A 19274-nucleotide genomic window follows, 5' to 3' on the forward strand; every position below is an offset into this window, starting at 1 on the left:
GCGCCGCCTCGGATGGGCGGCGCTTGAAGTTTTCAGTGCGAGTACATGCTGACCTGCTTGGCATCGCCATCCTTGCCGATGGCCTCGCGGCGGGCCCTCAGCCGGTTCAGCGCACCGACATAAGCTTTGACAGAGGCGAGGATCGTGTCGGTATCGGCGGCCTGCCCGGTGGCAATCCGGCCTTCCTCCTCCATCCTTACCGAAACAGTGGCCTGTGCATCCGTCCCTTCGGTCACGGCATGAACTTGATAGAGTTGCAGCACAGCCTGATGCGGGTAGATCTCTGTCACAGCGTTGAACACCGCATCGACCGGGCCATCGCCTGTGGTCGCTGCCGTCTTTTCTTCACCATCAACGATCAGCGTAAGATCGGCTGACTGCCCATCGCTGCCGCAGACGACGCGCAGATGTTTGACCTGCAGATAGTCATACTCGGTATTGGCGGCGCTGTCCTGCATCAGCGCGACGATATCCTCGTCATAGACCTCTTTCTTGCGGTCGGCCAAAGCCTTGAAGCGCACGAACAGGTCCTTCAGCTGGTTGTCGCCCACTTCATAGCCCAGATCGGACAGCTTGGAACGCAGCGCCGCGCGGCCCGAATGCTTGCCCATGACGATGTTATTTTCGTTCAGACCGATATCGGCGGGCTTCATGATCTCGAACGTCTCGACGTTTTTCAGCACGCCGTCCTGATGGATACCGGATTCGTGCAGGAAGGCGTTCTTGCCGACGATGGCCTTGTTATATTGAACCGCAAAGCCGGAAACCTGCGCGACGCGGCGGCTGATCCCCATGATTTTTGTCGTGTCGATGCCGGTATCGAAGGGCATGATGTCATTGCGCACCCGCATCGCCATCACGACTTCTTCAAGCGCCGTATTACCCGCACGCTCACCCAGCCCGTTTATCGTGCATTCGATCTGACGCGCCCCGGCCTCGACTGCCGCAAGAGAGTTCGCCGTCGCCATGCCCAGATCGTTGTGGCAATGCGTGGCAAAGATGATCTCATCCGCGCCGGGAACGCGCTCGATCAGCATACGGATCAGATCGGCGCTTTCCTTGGGTGCGGTATAGCCCACCGTGTCAGGGATGTTGATCGTCGTGGCACCGCATTTGATCGCGATTTCGACGACCCGGCACAGGTAATCATGCTCTGTCCGTGTGGCATCCATTGGGGACCATTGTACATTGTCGCACAGGTTGCGGGCATGGGTCACGGTCTGCTCGATCCGCTCGGCCATCTGGTCCATGTCCAGATTCGGGATGGCGCGATGCAGGGGCGAGGTGCCGATGAAGGTGTGAATGCGCGGCCGTTTCGCGTGCTTGATCGCTTCCCAGCAGCGGTCGATATCGGGCAGTTGCGCCCGCGCCAGCCCGCAGATCACGCTGTTCTTCGATTGCTGCGCAATCTCTGATACGGCCTTGAAATCACCTTCAGATGCGATGGGGAATCCGGCCTCGATAATGTCCACGCCCATCTCGTCCAGCATAGAGGCGATCTCCAGCTTTTCGGAATGGGACATGGTGGCGCCGGGCGATTGCTCACCGTCGCGCAGGGTGGTGTCGAAGATATATACGCGGTTCTTGTCGGTCATTGTCGTGCTTCTTTTGCTGAATGTGTCAGGGGCCGGGCGCTTGGCCTGACTGAGCGGCGGCCCGGCAGGACCCGCTCAGCGCAGCGTAAGAAGAAGCAGACCGCGGAGGTTCACGGCAAACGACGCGCCAGTCTGCGCGTTGCGGTAGGGTGCGATGTGTCGCGTCCGGGTCATGTGCGTGACTATACAAGCGCTTGCGGTGATGAAAAGCCCTTATTTTTTGTCGACAGGCGCAGGCGTGGACGGTTTGACACTGTTGGCTTCGGTGCGACTCTCCGTCGCTCGAACTTTTCGGGTGCGAACAGGTGGTGCGCCCGATTGCGTCCCGCCTGTCCGGATTTTCTCGATCCGCGCGGCCAGCTTTCTGGCGCGCCTGCGGTGATAGGCGCGGATCACAGGGACTGTCATGTAATGCGCGGCGATGGCGGCGAACGTACCCAGAATCAGGCCGCCGACGAGATAGGGCAGATACACATCGTAGAAAAAGGACCGCAACTGATCCCAATGCGCCGTTTCCGGCCCGAACGCGGCGTGAATGTTGCGCCAAAGCTGCGTCGTGGCGTCCGCGAACTCGTTCAGGATCATCTTCGGCGACAGATAGCCATGAGTGCCGAGGATCTCTCGCCCCAGCCAGGTCGACGAATAAGCGATGAAGGGGAAGGTGATCGGGTTGCCGACAAAGGTCGCCAGAAGCGAAGCCAGAATATTCCCACCGATGAGCCAGGAAATCACAGCGGCAATCAGGAAATGCAGGCCGTGCAGCGGGGTGAACGACACAAACACGCCGACGGCGACCCCGCGCCCGATCTTATGCGGCTGGTCCGGCAGCCTCCGCAGCCGGTACAGCACATACTGACCCGCGCGCAGCCAGCCGCCGCGCGGATAGATCAGTTCGGTCGCGATCTGGGAATAGCTGCGGGGCTTTCGGCGCTTGAACATGGATCGAATATCAACGACTGCCTGAGAATTGTCACCAACGCGGCGCTAGGGGGCGAGTTCCGGACGCAGCAGGCGCGTGACCTGCGCCACATCCGACTCTGCCTCAAGTGCCGTTAACAAAGCGTGAAGCTGATCACTTCCGTGCAGTTCAACCTCGATTTCCAGTCGGTAGAAATCGGGTTTGCGGTCAACAAACACCAAATTCGAGATATTCGCCCCCTGACTGCCGATCAATGTGCATATCCGGCCAAGCACGCCCGCATCATGGCGAATCGTCACCGACAGGGTGACGGCATAGGCGGGCGGGTGACGACCTTCTCGCCATTGCAGATCGACCCAACGCTTCAGATCCTCTTCGCTGTCCAGTTGGGCAAGCGCCGGACAGTCGATGGAATGAATGATGATGCCGCGCCCGCGATAGGTGATGCCGACAATCCGCTCTCCGGGAATGGGCTGGCAGCAATGCGCGCGGCCGAGTGTCTGATCGACCTCCAGCCCCGCGACGGGACGAGACGGATCGACGGTTTCCTTATGCGTACTGAGTTCGGGGTAAAGGGTCGTCAAAACGTCCTGCGCCGACATTTCAGCGCAACCGATCCGCGCCAGCAACTCATCTGAATCGGGCAGGGCCAGCTTATTGGCAGCAGTGCGCAGGGCCTTGTCGGTGACACGCCTGCCGTGATGTTCAAAGCTGATGCGCACCAGTTCCGCGCCAAGCCGGATCAGCCGCGCGCGATCCTCTTCGCGCAGCGAACGCCGGATTGCGGCCTTGGCGCGTCCGGTCTGCACGATCTCCAGCCATGCTGCCTGCGGACGCTGACCGGCGGCTGTGATGATCTCAACCAATTGCCCATTCTTGAGCCGGGTCCACAAAGGCACGCGAATGCCGTCGACCTTGGCGCCGACGGTGCTGTTGCCGATCCGCGTGTGAATTGTATAGGCAAAGTCGATCGGGGTTGCGCCTTTCGGCAACTGGATCACGTCGCCCTTCGGTGTGAAGATGAAGACCTGATCGGAATACATCTCCAGCTTGACGTGTTCCAGAAATTCGTCGTGATCCTCTCCACCCAGTCTTTCGTTCAACTGCGCGATCCATTCCGCCGGATCGACGGCGAAAGGGTTGGTCGAGCGTACGCCGTCGCGATAGGCCCAATGTGCCGCAACCCCGGCCTCGGCAACCTCGTGCATCTGGCGGGTGCGTATCTGCACCTCGACCCGCTTGCCATCGCGTCCCGTGACAGTGGTGTGTATCGAGCGGTAGCCGTTTGTTTTCGGCTGGCTGATGTAATCCTTGAAGCGGCCCGGAACCGCCCGCCAACGCCGGTGGATCAGACCGAGCGCGCGGTAACATTCACTTTCCGTGCCAACGATCACACGAAAGCCGTAAATGTCCGACAGCCGAGAGAAGGTCAGTTGCTTTTCCTGCATCTTCCGCCAGACGCTGAAGGGTCGTTTGGCGCGGCCATAGACATTGGCCTCGATCCCTTCGCGGTCCAGTTCCGTGCGGATATCCTTGGTGATCTGCGCGATCACATCGCCGGATTCCTTTTGCAGCGTCAGAAAGCGTCGGATGATAGAGTTGCGGGCTTCGGGATTGATGACCTTGAAGGCCAGATCTTCAAGTTCTTCGCGCATCCACTGCATACCCATGCGACCGGCCAGCGGCGCATAGATGTCCATCGTTTCGCGTGCCTTCTTTACCTGCTTTTCCGGTTTCATCGCCCGGATCGTGCGCATATTGTGCAGCCGGTCGGCCAGCTTGACCAGGATCACGCGAAGATCGCGCGTCATGGCCATGAAAAGCTTACGGAAATTTTCGGCCTGCTTGGAATGCGCGCCCGACAGTTCCAGATTGGTCAGCTTGGTAACGCCATCGACCAGATCGGCAATCTCGCGCCCGAATTTCTCGGACACCTCTGTCCAGGTAGAGCGCGTATCCTCGATCGTGTCGTGCAGAAGTGCCGTTACCAGCGTCGCATCATCCAGCCGCATTTCGGTGAGGATGGCGGCAACGGCGATGGGATGGGTGAAATAGGGCTCTCCGGAATGGCGGAACTGGCCCTCGTGCATCCGCTGGCCGTATTCAAACGACCGGCGGATCAGGTCTTCATCTGTGCGCGGATTGTAATTTCGGATCAGCGCAAGAAGGTCTTCGACGTCGAACTTATCCAATCGAAGCCCCGCTCCCCGCTCAGCCGCGCTCGTTCGCTTCCAGCATCATGCGAAGCATTTTCTCTTCCGATTCTTCATCGGCGGGCTTCGGACGGTCAACCTCGGCCCCAAGCAGAAGCGCCATGGCATCTTCTTCCGGCTCATCGACCTCGATCTGGGTCTGGCTGGATTCGATCATCCGTTCGCGCAGATCGTCGATCTGCTGGGTTTCATCGGCGATCTCACGCAGGGCAACGACAGGATTCTTGTCATTGTCACGCTCAACGCTCAGCGGGCTGCCGGTTGCGATTTCGCGGGCACGATGCGACGCAAGCATTACAAGGTCGAAGCGGTTCGGAACTTTATCAACGCAGTCTTCGACGGTCACGCGGGCCATGAATCACCTATCGGTTCGAATCAGAAAGGGCGGAACCGGTTACTTGGTCAACGTCGGGCGAAATGTCAAGCAAAACCCGTATTCCGGCGCGATCCCCGGTGGGCAGCCTTTCCAGCATCTGATGGACCGTCAGGCCGGTGCGCGGGTGACGCCAGCCCCCGGCAATGTCCGACAGCGGTATCAGCACGAATGCGCGGTCCTGAAGCCGCGGATGCGGCAAAACCAGCCGGTCGGGCGCGGTCTGCATTTGCTTTTCAAGCGGCAATGTCCGCCACCCGTCATGAACGGCAGCATCCGGCGCTATCGTGTCGCCCATCGCCAGCAGGTCGATATCAATCGGTCTCGCGCCCCATCGCGTGCCGTCACGGTGCCGGCCCATCTCCGCCTCGATGCGATGCAGCACGCCAAGCACTTCGTCCGGGGAAAGGGAAGTGCGCAGCGCCGCGCAGGCATTCGCATAGTCCGGCCCGCTGCCGGCGGGAAAAGCTGCCGTTAGGTAAATTTTTGACACCGACGCTAGCGTCAGGCCCGCTTCCCTGCTAATCAACCGTAGCGCGAATCGTAATGAGTGAGCCGGAGAACCTGCCGAAGAAGACAAGTTTGCGCCAAGGCCTATCAGGGCTAAATTTAACGACATTCTGGTTTCGGCAATCGTTTCCAGTGCTTGCAATTACATTTTGACACCCCTGTCGAGGAGTGTCGAGGGAGACTACGTGTTCTATAAGGATGATCGCCTCGCCCTGTTTATAGATGGTGCGAATCTATATGCGGCGGCGAAGTCCCTGGGCTTCGATATCGACTACAAGTTGTTGCGGCAGGAATTTGAACGCCGCGGAAAGTTGCTTAGGGCATATTACTACACCGCACTGCTGGAGAATGAAGAATATTCTCCGATACGACCTCTGGTAGATTGGCTGCAATATAACGGCTACGCCTTGGTCACCAAATCGGCGAAAGAATATACCGACGCTGTCGGGCGTCGGAAAATAAAAGGCAACATGGATATCGAGCTTACCGTCGATGCTATGGAGCTTGCGCAACGCATGGATCACGCGGTCCTGTTTTCCGGCGATGGCGATTTCCGCCCACTGGTTGAGGCCCTGCAACGTCAGGGCGTGCGCGTTTCCGTTGTTTCGACAACTCGCAGCCAGCCTCCGATGATAGCCGACGAACTGCGTCGCCAGGCCGACAACTTCATCGAACTGGACGCATTGCGCGATGTCATCGGGCGCCCACCGAGAGAAGTGTCTGCTCCACCGCGCGAACTGGCGCAGCCGGAGCCGGTGCGAGAAACCTGAAAATTACCCCTGCGGCAAACGCAGGGGCAGGCTGAATGAGGAGGCCCGGCGGGCGCCTTTCGTCAATTCATCCGGGTCCTAGGCTTCGGGTGAAAGCCGATAAAGCCCGCCATCATCCTCATCCGTGACGACCCAGATCGTGCCATCACCCGCGACCTTCACGTCACGGATACGCCCGATGCCGGGGTCAAACCGCTCTTCGCCCGTAACGCGCTCGCCTTCAAGCGACAGGCGGACCAGGCCCGGCGGGCTCATTGCGCCGATCAGCAGATCACCCTGCCAGTCGCCAAACAGGCTGCCTTCATAGAAATCTGCACCTGACGGAGCGATCACGGGATCCCAGTAATAGACTGGCTGCTCCATCCCGTCCTGCACGGCGATTCCGCCATTGATCGGCCCGCCGCCATAGTCGATCCCGTAAGAGATCACCGGCCAGCCGTAATTCAGCCCGGCTTCCGGCTTGTTCAATTCATCCCCACCACGCGGGCCATGTTCAATCGTCCAAAGCTGGCCCGAGCCGTCCAGCGTCGCCGCCTGCACATTGCGCAGACCACTTGCATAGATTTCTGGCTGCACACCCTCGCTGCCAACAAAGGGATTGTCGGACGGGACAGAACCATCCGGCATGATGCGAACCAGCTTGCCCAGATGGTTGTCCATCTCCTGCGCAGAGTCGCGGATCGGCGTGTCGGACCGCTCTCCCAGCGTCACAAACAGGGATCCATCTCCCGCAGGTACGATCCGGCTGCCATAGTGCTTGTCGCCGTCATAGGTCGGCGTCTGGCGGAAGATCACCTGCACATCACTGACGGACGCGCCATCCTCTGCCAGCACCATCCGGGCGACGGTGGTGCCATTGCCGCCATCGCGCGGCTCGGCATAGGACAGGAAAATCACCCGGCTTTCCGCGAAATCAGGCGACAGCGCCACATCCAGCAACCCGCCCTGTCCGCGCTCATCCACCTCGGGGATGCCGGTCACATCGGTCACGCTGCCGCCGGAATAGTATTTCAGCCGTCCCGGACGTTCGGTGATCAACGCGGCGTTTTCGGGCAGCAGTTCCACCGCCCAGGGATGCTCCAGTCCCTCGATCACGGGCTCGACCTGCAGCGTCACGCCGCTGTTCATCGCCTTGGCGCGGGTCTGCCCTTCGAATGCGGGCTGAAAATCGGTATTCGCGGCGCCCTGAGGTACGGGATCGGCCAAAGCAGGGGCCGCGATCAGCGCGACAGCGGTGCTCAGCAAAAATCTCATCTCGAATCTCCTTTTCAGACGGTTCGGCTTGTTTTCACAACGCGCGGCGCAGGCTTCGGGTCCACTGGATTTTCCCGGCCCGGCGGGTTACGTCGCAGGCATGGACCAGACAAAGCCCCCTCTGACGCTATACCTCGCCGCGCCGCGCGGTTTCTGCGCGGGCGTAGACCGCGCCATCAAGATCGTCGAAATGGCGCTGCAGAAATGGGGTGCGCCGGTCTATGTGCGTCACGAGATCGTGCATAATAAATTCGTCGTCGACGGGCTGCGCGAAAAGGGCGCGGTCTTTGTCGAGGAGTTGGACGAATGCCCCGACGACCGCCCGGTGATCTTCTCGGCCCATGGCGTGCCGAAGGCTGTCCCTGCCGAGGCGCGGCGGCGCGAGATGGTCTTTGTCGATGCCACCTGTCCGCTGGTCAGCAAGGTCCATGTAGAGGCCGAGCGTCACCACGCCGCCGGCCTGCAGATGGTGATGATCGGCCATGCCGGCCACCCTGAGGTGTTGGGCACGATGGGCCAGCTGCCGGCTGGAGAGGTTCTGCTGGTCGAAACCGTCGAAGATGTCGCCGCGATCACCCCGCGCGACCCGGATCAATTGGCCTTTATCACGCAGACCACCCTTTCGGTCGATGATACCGCCGCCATCGTCGCCGCACTTCAGGCACGCTTCCCGGCCATTATCGGCCCAGCGAAAGAGGATATCTGCTACGCCACCACCAACAGGCAGGCCGCGGTCAAGGCGGTCGCGCCCAGGATCGACGCTCTTCTCGTGATCGGCGCGCCGAACAGTTCCAATTCGCGCCGTCTGGTCGAGGTCGGAAAGGCCGCCGGTTGCGATTATTCGCAGCTTGTGATGCGTGCGAATGAAATCGACTGGCGTGCGATGCAGGGCATCCGCGCCGTTGGTGTGACAGCCGGCGCCAGTGCACCTGAAGTGCTGATCAACGAAGTCATCGACGCCTTCCGCGCCCGGTTCGATGTGACGGTCGAGATTGTCGAAACCGCGCAGGAAAATGTCGAGTTCAAGGTGCCGCGCGTCTTGCGTGAATCCGCCTGATCGGGCCTTATCGCCCTCGTTTTTGTGATGAGGGAAAGATGAAGCTCTATTCCATGCCGTCTTCCGGCAACTCCTTTAAGGTGAGGCTGCTGCTCGCGCTGCTGGGGCGTGATGCGCATATTGTTTCTGTCGAGGATGATTCACCCGCTCTGGCGGATGCCAAGCAGACCGGACGCCTGCCCTTTGGCAAGGCCCCAGTACTTGAGCTGGATGACGGTCGACTTTTGCCCGAATCCAACGCAATTCTGCATTTTCTGGGCCGCGGGACAGAATTTGTTCCCGCCGACCCGTTCGATCACGCGGAAATGCTTGCGTGGATGTTCTGGGAACAGAACGCGCATGAGGGGGTGATCGCAGTGCGCGCCGGCATTCAGCACTATCCACGCCGTCGCCACCTTGCCACCCCGGAACGCCTTTCGGAATTGCTGGACCGTGGCCACGAGATCTTGCAGGTGATGGAAGACCGGCTGTCCGACCATGACTGGTTGGCGGGCGGGGCCATAAGCCTCGCCGATATCTGCCTTTACGCATACACCCATACTGCAGGCGAACGCGGCGGATTTGACATGAGCCGCTTTCCGGGCATCAATCGCTGGATCGCGCGTATTTCCGCGCTGCCAGGATATAAGGGATTGCTTGAATGAGTTGGGATTATCTGCTGACCGCCTTCATCGTGTGCCTCGCACCCGGTATCGGCGTCGTTTATACGCTTTCGACCACGCTCGGCGGCGGGTTTCGCGCGGGTTTCTGGGCCGCCACCGGCTGCACGATTGCCACCGTGATCCATATGGTCGTCGCCATGGCGGGTCTTGCGGCGGTCCTGCACACAAGTGCGATCCTGTTTCAGATCATCAAATTCGCCGGGGTTGCATACCTGCTGTGGATGGCATGGGCGGTCCTGCGCGACCACGGAGGCCTGTCCGTCCGCCCGGCAGAGCCCGCACCAGCCGCCCAACTGATTCGCCGCGGCGTCCTTCTGAACATCCTGAATCCGAAGCTGCCCTTGTTCTTCATGGCCTTCATCCCGCAATTCATGCCGGAAGGGGCGGGAACGTGGATGCTGCTGCAACTGGGCGCAGGCTTCACGGGCATGACCTTCGCGGTTTTCATGGGCTATGTCGCGCTTGCCGCGACCGGTCGCCAGCGGGTGCTGGCCAGCGAAACGGCAATGAACTGGCTGCGCCGCGCCTTCGCGGCAAGCTTCGCGCTTCTCGGCCTGAAACTCGCGACAGAGCGCGCCTGACCGCTTCCCCCCGGCGCGGGCATCGTCTAGAAGCCCGCGCATGAACGAACTTTACGCATGGACCGACGGGGCCTGCTCCGGCAATCCCGGCCCCGGAGGCTGGGGTGTTCTGATGCGCGCCATGAAGGGCAGCGACATCGCCAAGGAACGCGAGCTGTCCGGGGGCGAGGCCGACACCACCAATAACCGCATGGAACTGATGGCCGCCATCACGGCGCTTGAAACCCTGACGCGGGCCTCGGCGATCACCATCACCACCGATTCGGCCTATGTAAAGAACGGCGTCACCAACTGGATTCATGGCTGGAAGCGGAATGGCTGGAAAACCGCTGACAAAAAGCCGGTGAAGAATGTCGACCTGTGGCAGCGGCTTGATGCGGCTCAGGCCCGCCACAATGTGACCTGGGAATGGATCAAGGGCCATGCCGGCCACCCGGAAAACGAACGCGCCGATGAACTGGCGCGGGCGGGCATGGCGCCCTTCAAGCCCTGACGGAAACCTCTATTCCTTGCTGCCCTTCATCAGATCGGCCAGCCCCGCAAAGGGCTTGCGCGATTCTTCTTCATCGGCACCGTCATCGTCGGTCGCTTCTTCCGGCATCTCGGCCCCCGGCGCGATCGGCCGTACGGGCAGGGCAAGGGCCAACGCCTCCAACGCGATATCGCCAAGCTGAATCCACTGGCCAAGCGGCTCCAGGCTTTCATCGCCCATCTCGACCTCCTCCTCATCAGGGGAACTCACATGGTGTGAAAAGATCAGCGAAACATCTTCGGAAATGTCCGTCTCAACCGGATCGAGCGTAATCGCGCAGGGCTGCACGACCTTCGCCACCAGCTTGCCTGACAGCGCCCAGTCATCTGCACCCGACGCGCGGACATTGCCGGTGAAGCGCAACTGAGGCAGGGCGATCAGATCCATCCGGGCCGCAATGCGGTCGCGCGCCGCAGCATCAGGATCAATATCGAATTCATTGTCGCGACTGGGCGACAGATGCGCGACGCGAAGTCTCTGGGGTATGGGACTGCCTTCCGACATAAGCCTTTCCGAATGGATTCCTGACACTAGACCGTGAACTTCTTGAGCGCACCGGCCGAGTTTGCTAAGCCGTTCAGGCGGCGTCAACCGGGGCCGTGCATCTGGCGGGAAAGACCACATATGTTATCGATCCGCATCGTTGTTTTTGCGCTGACGATTTTTGCCGCCGGCTGTGCGCCGGTTTATCGCCATCACGGCTATGTCCCGCCCGAAACCGATCTGGCGCTCGTTCAGGTCGGTCAGACGAGCCAGTTTGAGCTTGAAAGCATGATTGGCAGGCCCGGATCGCAGGGTCTGCTGGCCGGATCGTCATGGTATTATGTCGGCTCACGCTGGCGTCACTTCGGTGCGCTGCGGCCGCAGGAAGTCGACCGTCAGGTGGTCGCTGTTCATTTCATGCCCGATGGCACCGTCTCTAATATCGAACGTTTCGGTTTGGAACAGGGGCGCGTCGTCGTGCTGTCACGCCGCGTGACCGATTCGAACGTGACCTCGATCAGCCTGATTCGTCAGCTTCTCGGCAATATCGGCAACTTTAACCCGGCAGGTGTGTTGGGAGGGGACTAGGGGCGTGATCGTGGGCTTTCGCAAAGGCTGAAAACCGGACAAGCTCGTCCCATCCATTTGCCCGGAGGATGAAGTGCCTGACGCCCGCGAACCCATCGAGGCCCACGATCCCTCGGCCAGTCTGACTGTTTCCCGGCGCCCCGTGCCGCTGCCGACGATCCTGACGACTTTTGCCGTGGCAATCACATTCGTCGTGATCTGGAAGCTGTCATTCGTTCTGCTGATGGGTTTCGCGGCCATCCTGCTTGCCATCGCGCTGCACAAGACGGCGGGCTATGTGACGCGCTACCTGAAAATTTCGCGGAACATATCGGTCTTTCTGGTGATCGGTATCGTCCTTCTGGCTGTCATTCTGCTGATCATCAATGCCGGTCCGCAGATCACCCAGCAGATGCGTCAGCTTTTCGCCGCCATCCCAGAGGCCTGGCAGCAGGTCACCGACTGGATCAACAGCTCTGCCATCGGCAATTTTCTCTTTGAGCGAACGACCGAAGGCGGGGCGACGCCACCGGATCAGCGCAGCGGGCAGACAGGTGGCGGGATGCGCGCCACTGCGGAATCCTTCACCGGCATCTTCGGCGTCGTCCGCGGCACGGTAAATGCTGTCATCGGCGGCGTCGCCAATCTCGTTCTGGTCTGTATCACCGCGATCTTCCTGGCCTTGCATCCAAAGCCCTATATTGACGGTGTCCTGCGTCTGGTCCCGATTGGCCACCGCGATGAAGCCCATGACATCATGCGAGAGATCGGCGACAAATTGTGGAGCTGGCTCGCCGGACAATCCATAGACATGCTGATCGTCGCCGCGATGACCGGCCTGGGGCTATGGCTGCTGGGCATTCCGCTCGCACTTGTGCTGGGCATCATCGCCGGTCTGACCAACGCGATCCCCTTTATCGGCCCGTTTCTTGCCGGTATCCCGGCAGTGCTGTTCTCGCTGACGCAGGGGCCACGTGATGCCTTCTATGTGCTGCTCCTGTTCATCGCGATCCAGCAGGTGGAGGGCAATGTCATCATGCCACTCATCCAGCGTCGCGCGGCCGGGTTGCCGCCGGTCATGACGATCTTCGGTGTGATCGGTTTCGGCGTGCTGTTCGGCTTGCCGGGTATCCTTGTCGCGGCACCGCTGATGGTTGTCGCCATGATCCTCGTTCAGCGGCTCTATATCGAAGGCGTGCTTGGCGACGAACTGCCCGATGATCACCAGCCGCAGGCCGATCAGGGCTGATCGGCCGCTTGCGCCTCATCGTCCAGCTCATCGGCCACCTGGCCATAGGCCAGCACGGCAAACAGCCCTGTGCCGCCCACAATATTACCCGCCAGCGTCACAAACAGCAGCGCCAATGCATGGCCCATGCCAAGCTGCCCATCCAGCAGCAACAGGAACAACTCGGTTGAACCGGCAATCACATGCGTGAAGTCGCCCATCGCGATAAGATAGGTGAACATCATGATGACAAAAATCGCCGATGCCCGCGCCGAGGGCAACATCCACACGATTGCCGCCACAAAGAACCCCGCAGGCGTGCCACGCACAAAGGCATCCCAGGCACTCAACTCGCCATAATGGGCGGAAATTGCCATCATCCCTTCCGCGTAATCTGGCGGAACCGTCCGAACCCAGAGCGTCATCATCGCGGCACCCAAAGTGCCCGCCATATTGGCAAGGAACACGATCGCCCACAGCCGCGCTGTGCACCACGCCATCTCCCGGCTGGGCCGCGACAGCAGCGGCAGAATCGCGGTGATGGTATTCTCGGTAAACAGTTGCAACCGCCCGAGGATCACCAGCACGAAGCCAACCGTATATCCCAGATTTTCGATTGCCACGCGGTAAGGATGATCCAGAAAAATCGTGTGCAGGATCCCCTCCGCCAGCACCGATGCCGAAATGGCGATCCCCGCCGCGACACCGGACCACCAAAGCGACTTGGCGGGACGGCGCAACTCCTCCATGCCCTCTTCATGCACGACGATATAAACCGATACCGGGCTCAGGCTGTGGTTGTCGGCCGCGTCCTGCTTGTCCTCTGCGGACGCATCCAGACTGGTATCTTCACGCTCGGAGTGATGATGCTTCGCCTCGTAATGTTCAGCCATCCGGCATACTCCCCCGTGTCGGGACATGCTAGCGCGGTCCGCACAACCACGCACGTCCAAGGTTCAGGCCCGCGTGCTTCCTGATCGTCTTTGGTGCACAAATACCTCGGGGGTCCGGGGGCAGCGCCCCCGGGGCCGCAGGCTCATGCCGCTTCAGGCACGAACCGGATCGCCACCCCGTTGATGCAATAGCGCAGACCGGTCGGCGGTGGCCCATCAGGGAAGACATGGCCCAGATGCGCGTCGCATTCATGGCAGCGCACCTCGGTCCGGCGCATGCCGTGGCTTTCATCGACATGCTCGTCGATCTCGCCGCCCGGTGCGGAAAAGCTGGGCCAGCCGCAATGGCTTTCGAATTTGGCATTCTGCGTGAACAGCGGGGCACCGCAACAGACGCAGGCGAAATAACCTTCGCCCTCCGGGAAGCCCTGATGGGAAAAGGGACGCTCTGTTCCGGCCTGCCGCGTCACGAAATATTCCTCATCGCTCAGCTGTGCGCGCCATTCGGCATCGGTTTTCTGAACCTTCGGCATTGAACTCTCCTGTTGCGTCATCGTTACAAGATAGGATTATGGCGAAAACTGACAAGATTGCGGCGGCGGAGTTATGGATATGATGCTCAGGAAGGGGCGCTACATCGCCCGCCTTGCCCGGAACGGCGATGACCTGATGGCCGCGCAGCGCCTGCGTTGGCTGGCCTTTATCGGAGCCCGTGCCGTGGCAGAGGATACCACCTCGCTCGATGCTGACGAATATGACGCGGCCTGCAGACATGTCCTGATCGAGGATCAGAAAACCGGGCAGCTTCTGGCGACCTTTCGTTTCATGCTGCTGGCCGACGGATCAGAGATCGAAAACAGCTACTCCGCGGGCTTCTATGACCTGCGAAAGCTGCGTGATTTTTCCGGCCCGATGGTCGAAATGGGCCGCTTCTGCATCCATCCTCAGCATTCGGATCCTGACATCCTGCGCGTCGCATGGGGTGCGATGACGCGCTTTGTCGACGATAACAAAATCCAGCTTCTGTTCGGTTGCTCTTCTTTCATGGGCACCGAAACCAACGGCTATGCCGATGCTTTCGCGCTTCTGAAAGAACGTCACCTTGCCCCGCGCCGCTGGCTGCCGCGTGTCAAAGCGCCCAAGGTCTTCAGATTCGCCAGTGCCCTTCGCCGCAAAAAGCCCGACCTGCGCCGCGCACAGGCGGGGCTGCCGCCGTTGCTGCGCAGCTACCTGATCATGGGCGGCTGGGTCAGCGATCATGCGGTCGTGGATGACCAACTTGGCACGATCCACGTTTTCACCGGACTGGAAATCGCCGCCATCCCACCCGCACGACAAAAGCTTCTGCGCGGCGTGTCTGGCTGATGACGCTTCTGGCGGCACTGGTCCTGAGCGCAGCTTTTCTTCTCCAGAACTTTGCCGAGCTTCGCGGCGGCGGCCCCCCGGTTCCGCCATTCCTCAGGCGTGATGACAAACAAACCGTGCATCGCATCCGACGGATCGCAATGATGATCGTCAGCTTGGCCGTGCCCGCCTTGCTCTTTTTGTCGCTTGCCATGTCAGTGCCCGAACTTGGCGCGATGGCAGCGGGGGCGCTCGCCGCCAATGCGTTGGCCCAGGCCGCAGCCTCGCTCTGGTCGCGCCGCATTCAACCCGGCACGCTTCCCGGTCTGCTGCTGATGCTGCCTGCCTCGATCTGGCTGATCGTGCTGCTTGATACGGGCAAGGTCTGGCCGCTTGCGGGCGCCATAGCGATGATGCCGTCCCTCGCGCTCGTCTGGCTTCTTGCGGCGCTATTGGCGGTTGGGCAGGCGCGCTAAGTCCATTTTCGCATGAAAAAGGGGCGGTCCCGCCGCCCCCGAACTCAATTATCTACGGATCGGATCAGAAGCCGAAATTCAGCGTCCGCACGATGCCCAGACGAACCGAAGGCTGCACCTCATCCAGCACGATCGGGCTGTCAGCCGCATCGCCGATGATTCGCGAATATCTCACCTCACCAAGGATCGAGGTATTCGGCGTCAGGTGATAGCGCCCCTCCAGCGAGGCAGAGGCCGTATTGAACCCGCCGCCCGGTGTGTAGGCGTTATAATTCGTGCGCGCGGCGTCCTCATCCGTTATGCCGAAATAGGTTTCGTTGAACTCGTCATCGCCATAGCCAGCCGACAGGCCAGCCCAGAGCGTAAACTTGTCATTCGTGTCCAGGCGGTATTTCGCGCCAATGTCACCCGTCAGCCCGTCATGGCCGCCGAAACCCTTGCGCAGCGTGCCATAGGCCTGCACCGGGCCGGCGCGATAAGTCACCTTCGCGCCCAGTTCATAGGCGCGGTCGATTTCATGCACACCGGTCAGGCGGTCATCGTCGTCGCGGTCACGCGGCCCGATCATGTCGAAGCTTGGGGTGATCGAAAAACCATCACGGTCACGCCCGCTGCCATCGCCGATCTTCAGGTTGCGAAAGATCAGCCAAGGAGAGGTCTCATGCTCGTCGGATCCCGGATAGGTCGGCTTGTAAGATGCGCCCACGCCCACATCGACGGAAACGCTCTGACCCGCTAGATCCTGCGCATAGACCGGCGAAGTTGCGGCGAAAGCGGCGGCGACGATCAGCGGAAGGGTGATTTTCATATGCGGGTCCTGAGAATGAATTTGCTCGGTGGCTTCAGAATGTTGCCATGCCAACCAAGCCAAATGAAATCAAGCATGGCTCACGGGTTTTACACATGACTGTGATGTGTCCGTGACTCTATGGCCACATGCATTTGACGGTAGGCGGAAATCAGCCGCGCTCGGCCTGTTCCAAACGTTCCAACGCCTCCATCCACAGCGCTTCTGCACGGACCATTGCGTCAGAGGCTTCGGCATGTTTGCGCCCCCATTTTTCGACCTCGACGGGCTTATCATAGAGGTCGGGATCGGCCATTTTCTCGCTGATCTTGTCCAGCATCTCGGTCAGCTTTTCGACCCGCGCCTCGGATTTGCGAACTTCGGCCCGCAGCTCCAGGATTTCATCGCGGCTGGCGCGTTTGGGTTTTGGGGCAGGGGCGGGCCTGGCCGGTTTGTCCTCGGGCGATGCCAGCAGCATGGCGCGGTAATCGTCAAGATCGCCCTGCCAAGGCGTGACGCCGCCCTGATCGACCAGCCACAGCCGTTCGGCCACCAGCGACAGCAGGTGCATGTCGTGACTGACCAGCACCACCGCGCCGGTATAATCGTTGAGTGCCTCGGTCAAAGCTTCGCGGCTTTCGATATCCAGATGGTTCGTCGGTTCGTCGAGGATCAGGATATGCGGGGCGTCGATGGTGGCGATCAGCAGCGACAGGCGCGCCTTCTGCCCGCCCGACAGCCGCCCGACCTGCGTTTCGGCCTGCGCCTCCATCAGCCCGAATCCCGCCAGCCGCGCCCGCAGCTTTGGAGGCGCCTCATCGGGACGCAGGCGCCGGATATGATCCAGCGGCGTTTCCCCCAGCACCAGCTCATCCACCTGATGCTGCGCGAAATAACCCACCCGCAACTTGCCCGAGCGTGTGATCTGCCCGTCCATCGGCACCAGCTTTTCCGCCAGCAGCTTCGACAGTGTCGATTTGCCCTGACCGTTGCGGCCCAGAAGCGCGATCCGGTCGTCCTGATCAATCCGCAGGTTCAGGCCCCGCAGCACGGCGCGCTCGCCATATCCGACGCTGACACCCTCCATCGCGATGATCGGCGGCGACAGGGCCTCTGGTGCGGGGAAGGTGAAGCGGTGGAACTTGGCCTCTTCCGGCGCGGTGATCGGCTCCATCTTCTCGATCATCTTGATGCGGGCCTGTGCCTGCTTGGCCTTGCTGGCCTTGGCGCGGAAGCGGTCCACGAAACTTTGCAGATGCGCCCGCCGCGCATCCTGTTTCTTGGCCTGCGCTGCCTGCACCGCACGGCGTTCCGCCCGCGTCTTGGCAAAGGTATCGTAGCCGCCCGTGTACAGATTCAGCCGCCGCTCCTCCAAATGCAGGATATGGCCGACGGCGCGGTTCAGCAGGCCGCGGTCATGGCTGATCACAATGACGGTATAGGGATAGCGCGCCAGATAGCTTTCCAGCCACAGCGCCCCTTCCAGATCCAGATAGTTCGTCGGCTCGTCCAGCAGCAGCAGGTCAGGCTGCGCGAACAGCACGCCTGCCAATGCAATCCGCATCCGCCAGCCGCCAGAGAAATCCGCGCTTGGACGCTGCTGATCGGCATCGCTGAAGCCAAGCCCTTTCAGGATGGTCGAGGCCCGCGCCTCTGCCGACCACGCATCAATATCGGCCAGCCGCATCTGGACGTCTGCAATGCGCGCCGGATCGGTCGCAGCCTCGGCCTCTGCCATCAGCGCGGCCCGTTCGGTATCCGCATCCAGAACCGTGTCCAGCACCGAGCGGTCTGTCCCCGGCGCTTCCTGCGCCACGCCGCCGATTTTCGCACGCGGCGGCAGGCTGATCGCCCCGCCATCCAGCCCCAGTTCACCCCGGATCAGCTTGAACAGAGTCGTCTTGCCGGCCCCGTTCGGCCCGACCAGCCCGACCTTATGGCCCTCGGGGATCGTGGCAGAGGCATTTTCGAACAGCGGGCGGCCCGCGATGGAATAGGATATGTCGTCAATACGCAGCATAGGCGCTGCCATGACGCAGCCGCCCGGTTGCGTCAATGCCCCTCGACGCCTATCACCGGCTGGAATCCATAAGTTGAGGCGCAGCCGCCAGCATGAACGATGATGCTCCGTTCGAATTCGGCAAATCCGGCCATCGCGCCCGCTTCATGATCGTGACGCAACCGCGCAGCGGCTCTTACCACCTTGCATCACTGCTGGGCAGCGCACCCGATGTCACCTGTCTGGGTGAGCTGTTCAAACCCAACGCGGTCGAATTGCCGCCCTGGCTGCGCCGGCAGGTCGGCTTTGCCCGCTCCGATACCGCCCTGCGCGATGCCGATCCGCATGGCTATCTTGCCCTGCTCATGGCGCATTGTGAAAAGCCTGTATTCGGGTTCAAGGAATTCCTCGACCGGATCTATGCGCGTGGGATCGGCAAGCAGACGCTGCGTTCGCGCCACTGGCAGAAGATATTCCTTTTCCGCAACCCCATCCGCAAATACCTGTCGCTGCAGCGTGCGTTAGACACCGGCAGCTATACGAAATTTCAACCGGATGCCGCACCCGGGGACAACGCCGTGGTCCGCTTCGACCCCAAGCTGTTCGACCTGACCGTCAAGCTCGACCGTCAGCTTCGTGACCATTTCGCGGACCTGAAAGCAAAAAGGCCCCGCAGGAACATGGCTCTGGATTATCGGGACCTGAACGATCCTGCGAAACTGGCAGATGTGCTGGAGTTCATTCGCGTCGAAGCTGATCCGGCAAGCCTGACCAGCAGTTACTATCGTCAGAACCCTCTGTCCTTGCGCGATAGCTTTGTTGATTACGATATTATGGCCGCCCATGCGCTTGCGAGCGGCTTTGCCGCCGAGCTGGAAGACGCGGAACATCCCGAAGCCTGACAGAAGAATTGCGCCTATACGGCATTGCTGGATGATTATTCGCGAAGTTTTCTTCTTTCTGATGATGTCGTGATTATTTTTGACCGGGATCTGGGAATCAAAGGCACGGCAGGAAAATGGCGGATATTC

The 19274-nt window shown here is 60.7% G+C and carries 21 protein-coding genes; 10 read left to right on the forward strand and 11 right to left on the reverse strand.

All coding sequences use genetic code 11. The annotated features are described in order from the left end of the window. Window positions 1–32: 32 nt before the first annotated feature. The 5 genes from PAF20_RS03675 to folK form a co-directional block, all read right to left on the reverse strand. Window positions 33–1595, reverse strand: a complete 1563-nt coding sequence (locus tag PAF20_RS03675) for a 2-isopropylmalate synthase (RefSeq protein ID WP_271072392.1) — start codon at window positions 1593–1595, stop codon at window positions 33–35. A 213-nt stretch (window positions 1596–1808) separates the two neighbouring features. Continuing rightward, the gene (locus tag PAF20_RS03680; RefSeq protein WP_271072393.1) at window positions 1809–2534 is read right to left on the reverse strand and encodes a DUF2062 domain-containing protein; all 726 of its coding nucleotides are present in this window, start codon (window positions 2532–2534) and stop codon (window positions 1809–1811) included. Between the two features lie 45 nt (window positions 2535–2579). Further along, window positions 2580–4706 (reverse strand): RelA/SpoT family protein, encoded by a 2127-nt coding sequence (locus tag PAF20_RS03685; protein WP_271072394.1) that lies wholly within the window; start codon window positions 4704–4706, stop codon window positions 2580–2582. 19 nt (window positions 4707–4725) lie between these two features. After that, on the reverse strand, window positions 4726–5082 hold the full coding sequence (gene rpoZ, locus PAF20_RS03690) for a DNA-directed RNA polymerase subunit omega (protein WP_271072395.1): 357 nt from the start codon (window positions 5080–5082) through the stop codon (window positions 4726–4728). Window positions 5083–5089: 7 nt separating this feature from the next. Next, window positions 5090–5719 carry a 2-amino-4-hydroxy-6-hydroxymethyldihydropteridine diphosphokinase gene (folK, locus tag PAF20_RS03695; protein WP_271072396.1) on the reverse strand — a complete coding sequence of 210 codons (630 nt, stop codon included), beginning with the start codon at window positions 5717–5719 and terminating at the stop codon, window positions 5090–5092. 76 nt (window positions 5720–5795) lie between these two features. Between folK and PAF20_RS03700 the strand changes: the two genes are divergently transcribed. Further along, on the forward strand, window positions 5796–6380 hold the full coding sequence (locus PAF20_RS03700; protein ID WP_271073248.1) for a LabA-like NYN domain-containing protein: 585 nt from the start codon (window positions 5796–5798) through the stop codon (window positions 6378–6380). Window positions 6381–6458: 78 nt separating this feature from the next. Here the strand turns inward: PAF20_RS03700 and PAF20_RS03705 are convergent, their stop codons facing one another. Next, on the reverse strand, window positions 6459–7634 hold the full coding sequence (locus PAF20_RS03705; RefSeq protein WP_271072397.1) for a PQQ-dependent sugar dehydrogenase: 1176 nt from the start codon (window positions 7632–7634) through the stop codon (window positions 6459–6461). Window positions 7635–7734: 100 nt separating this feature from the next. Between PAF20_RS03705 and ispH the strand changes: the two genes are divergently transcribed. Genes ispH through rnhA form a run of 4 tightly spaced genes read left to right on the forward strand, consistent with a single transcriptional unit; the run spans window position 7735 to window position 10427 of the window. Beyond that, on the forward strand, window positions 7735–8691 hold the full coding sequence (ispH, locus tag PAF20_RS03710) for a 4-hydroxy-3-methylbut-2-enyl diphosphate reductase (RefSeq protein ID WP_271073249.1): 957 nt from the start codon (window positions 7735–7737) through the stop codon (window positions 8689–8691). Between the two features lie 38 nt (window positions 8692–8729). Continuing rightward, complete coding sequence (locus PAF20_RS03715; RefSeq protein WP_271072398.1) at window positions 8730–9335, forward strand: glutathione S-transferase family protein; 606 nt, start codon at window positions 8730–8732, stop codon at window positions 9333–9335. After that, window positions 9332–9934: a LysE family translocator gene (locus PAF20_RS03720; protein ID WP_271072399.1), complete on the forward strand. Its 603-nt coding sequence runs from the start codon at window positions 9332–9334 to the stop codon at window positions 9932–9934. The genes PAF20_RS03715 and PAF20_RS03720 overlap by 4 nt, the downstream gene beginning before the upstream one ends. Window positions 9935–9974: 40 nt before the next feature. Continuing rightward, window positions 9975–10427, forward strand: coding sequence for a ribonuclease HI (gene rnhA, locus PAF20_RS03725; protein ID WP_271072400.1), 453 nt, complete (start codon window positions 9975–9977; stop codon window positions 10425–10427). A 9-nt stretch (window positions 10428–10436) separates the two neighbouring features. Here rnhA and PAF20_RS03730 read toward each other — a convergent pair whose 3' ends face one another. Further along, window positions 10437–10970: a YceD family protein gene (locus PAF20_RS03730; protein WP_271072401.1), complete on the reverse strand. Its 534-nt coding sequence runs from the start codon at window positions 10968–10970 to the stop codon at window positions 10437–10439. 120 nt (window positions 10971–11090) lie between these two features. Here PAF20_RS03730 and PAF20_RS03735 point away from each other — a divergent pair, with 120 nt between their 5' ends. Next, window positions 11091–11537, forward strand: coding sequence for an outer membrane protein assembly factor BamE (locus PAF20_RS03735; RefSeq protein WP_271072402.1), 447 nt, complete (start codon window positions 11091–11093; stop codon window positions 11535–11537). Window positions 11538–11610: 73 nt separating this feature from the next. Further along, entirely contained in the window at window positions 11611–12765 is a 1155-nt protein-coding gene (locus PAF20_RS03740; protein WP_271072403.1) for an AI-2E family transporter, read from the forward strand. Here PAF20_RS03740 and PAF20_RS03745 read toward each other — a convergent pair. Beyond that, window positions 12756–13637: a formate/nitrite transporter family protein gene (locus PAF20_RS03745; RefSeq protein WP_271072404.1), complete on the reverse strand. Its 882-nt coding sequence runs from the start codon at window positions 13635–13637 to the stop codon at window positions 12756–12758. The genes PAF20_RS03740 and PAF20_RS03745 overlap by 10 nt on opposite strands. A gap of 143 nt (window positions 13638–13780) precedes the next feature. After that, the gene (gene msrB / locus PAF20_RS03750; protein WP_271072405.1) at window positions 13781–14170 is read right to left on the reverse strand and encodes a peptide-methionine (R)-S-oxide reductase MsrB; all 390 of its coding nucleotides are present in this window, start codon (window positions 14168–14170) and stop codon (window positions 13781–13783) included. Between the two features lie 73 nt (window positions 14171–14243). On the opposite strand from msrB, the gene PAF20_RS03755 reads away from it, so the two are divergent. Both PAF20_RS03755 and PAF20_RS03760 read left to right on the forward strand, forming a co-directional pair. After that, on the forward strand, window positions 14244–15002 hold the full coding sequence (locus PAF20_RS03755; RefSeq protein ID WP_271072406.1) for a GNAT family N-acetyltransferase: 759 nt from the start codon (window positions 14244–14246) through the stop codon (window positions 15000–15002). A 143-nt stretch (window positions 15003–15145) separates the two neighbouring features. Next, window positions 15146–15457, forward strand: coding sequence for a hypothetical protein (locus tag PAF20_RS03760; protein WP_271072407.1), 312 nt, complete (start codon window positions 15146–15148; stop codon window positions 15455–15457). A gap of 64 nt (window positions 15458–15521) precedes the next feature. Here the strand turns inward: PAF20_RS03760 and PAF20_RS03765 are convergent, their stop codons facing one another. Together PAF20_RS03765 and PAF20_RS03770 are read right to left on the reverse strand one after the other, a co-directional pair. Continuing rightward, a complete protein-coding gene (locus PAF20_RS03765) occupies window positions 15522–16265 on the reverse strand; it encodes a MipA/OmpV family protein (protein ID WP_271072408.1) in 744 nt (247 codons plus the stop codon). Between the two features lie 151 nt (window positions 16266–16416). Beyond that, window positions 16417–18264, reverse strand: coding sequence for an ABC-F family ATP-binding cassette domain-containing protein (locus PAF20_RS03770; RefSeq protein WP_271073250.1), 1848 nt, complete (start codon window positions 18262–18264; stop codon window positions 16417–16419). Window positions 18265–18356: 92 nt separating this feature from the next. Here PAF20_RS03770 and PAF20_RS03775 point away from each other — a divergent pair, with 92 nt between their 5' ends. After that, window positions 18357–19145 (forward strand): hypothetical protein, encoded by a 789-nt coding sequence (locus PAF20_RS03775; RefSeq protein WP_271072409.1) that lies wholly within the window; start codon window positions 18357–18359, stop codon window positions 19143–19145. Window positions 19146–19274: the final 129 nt, after the last annotated feature.

The organism is Paracoccus albus, assembly GCF_027913035.1.
Taxonomy (GTDB): Bacteria; Pseudomonadota; Alphaproteobacteria; order Rhodobacterales; family Rhodobacteraceae; genus Paracoccus; species Paracoccus albus.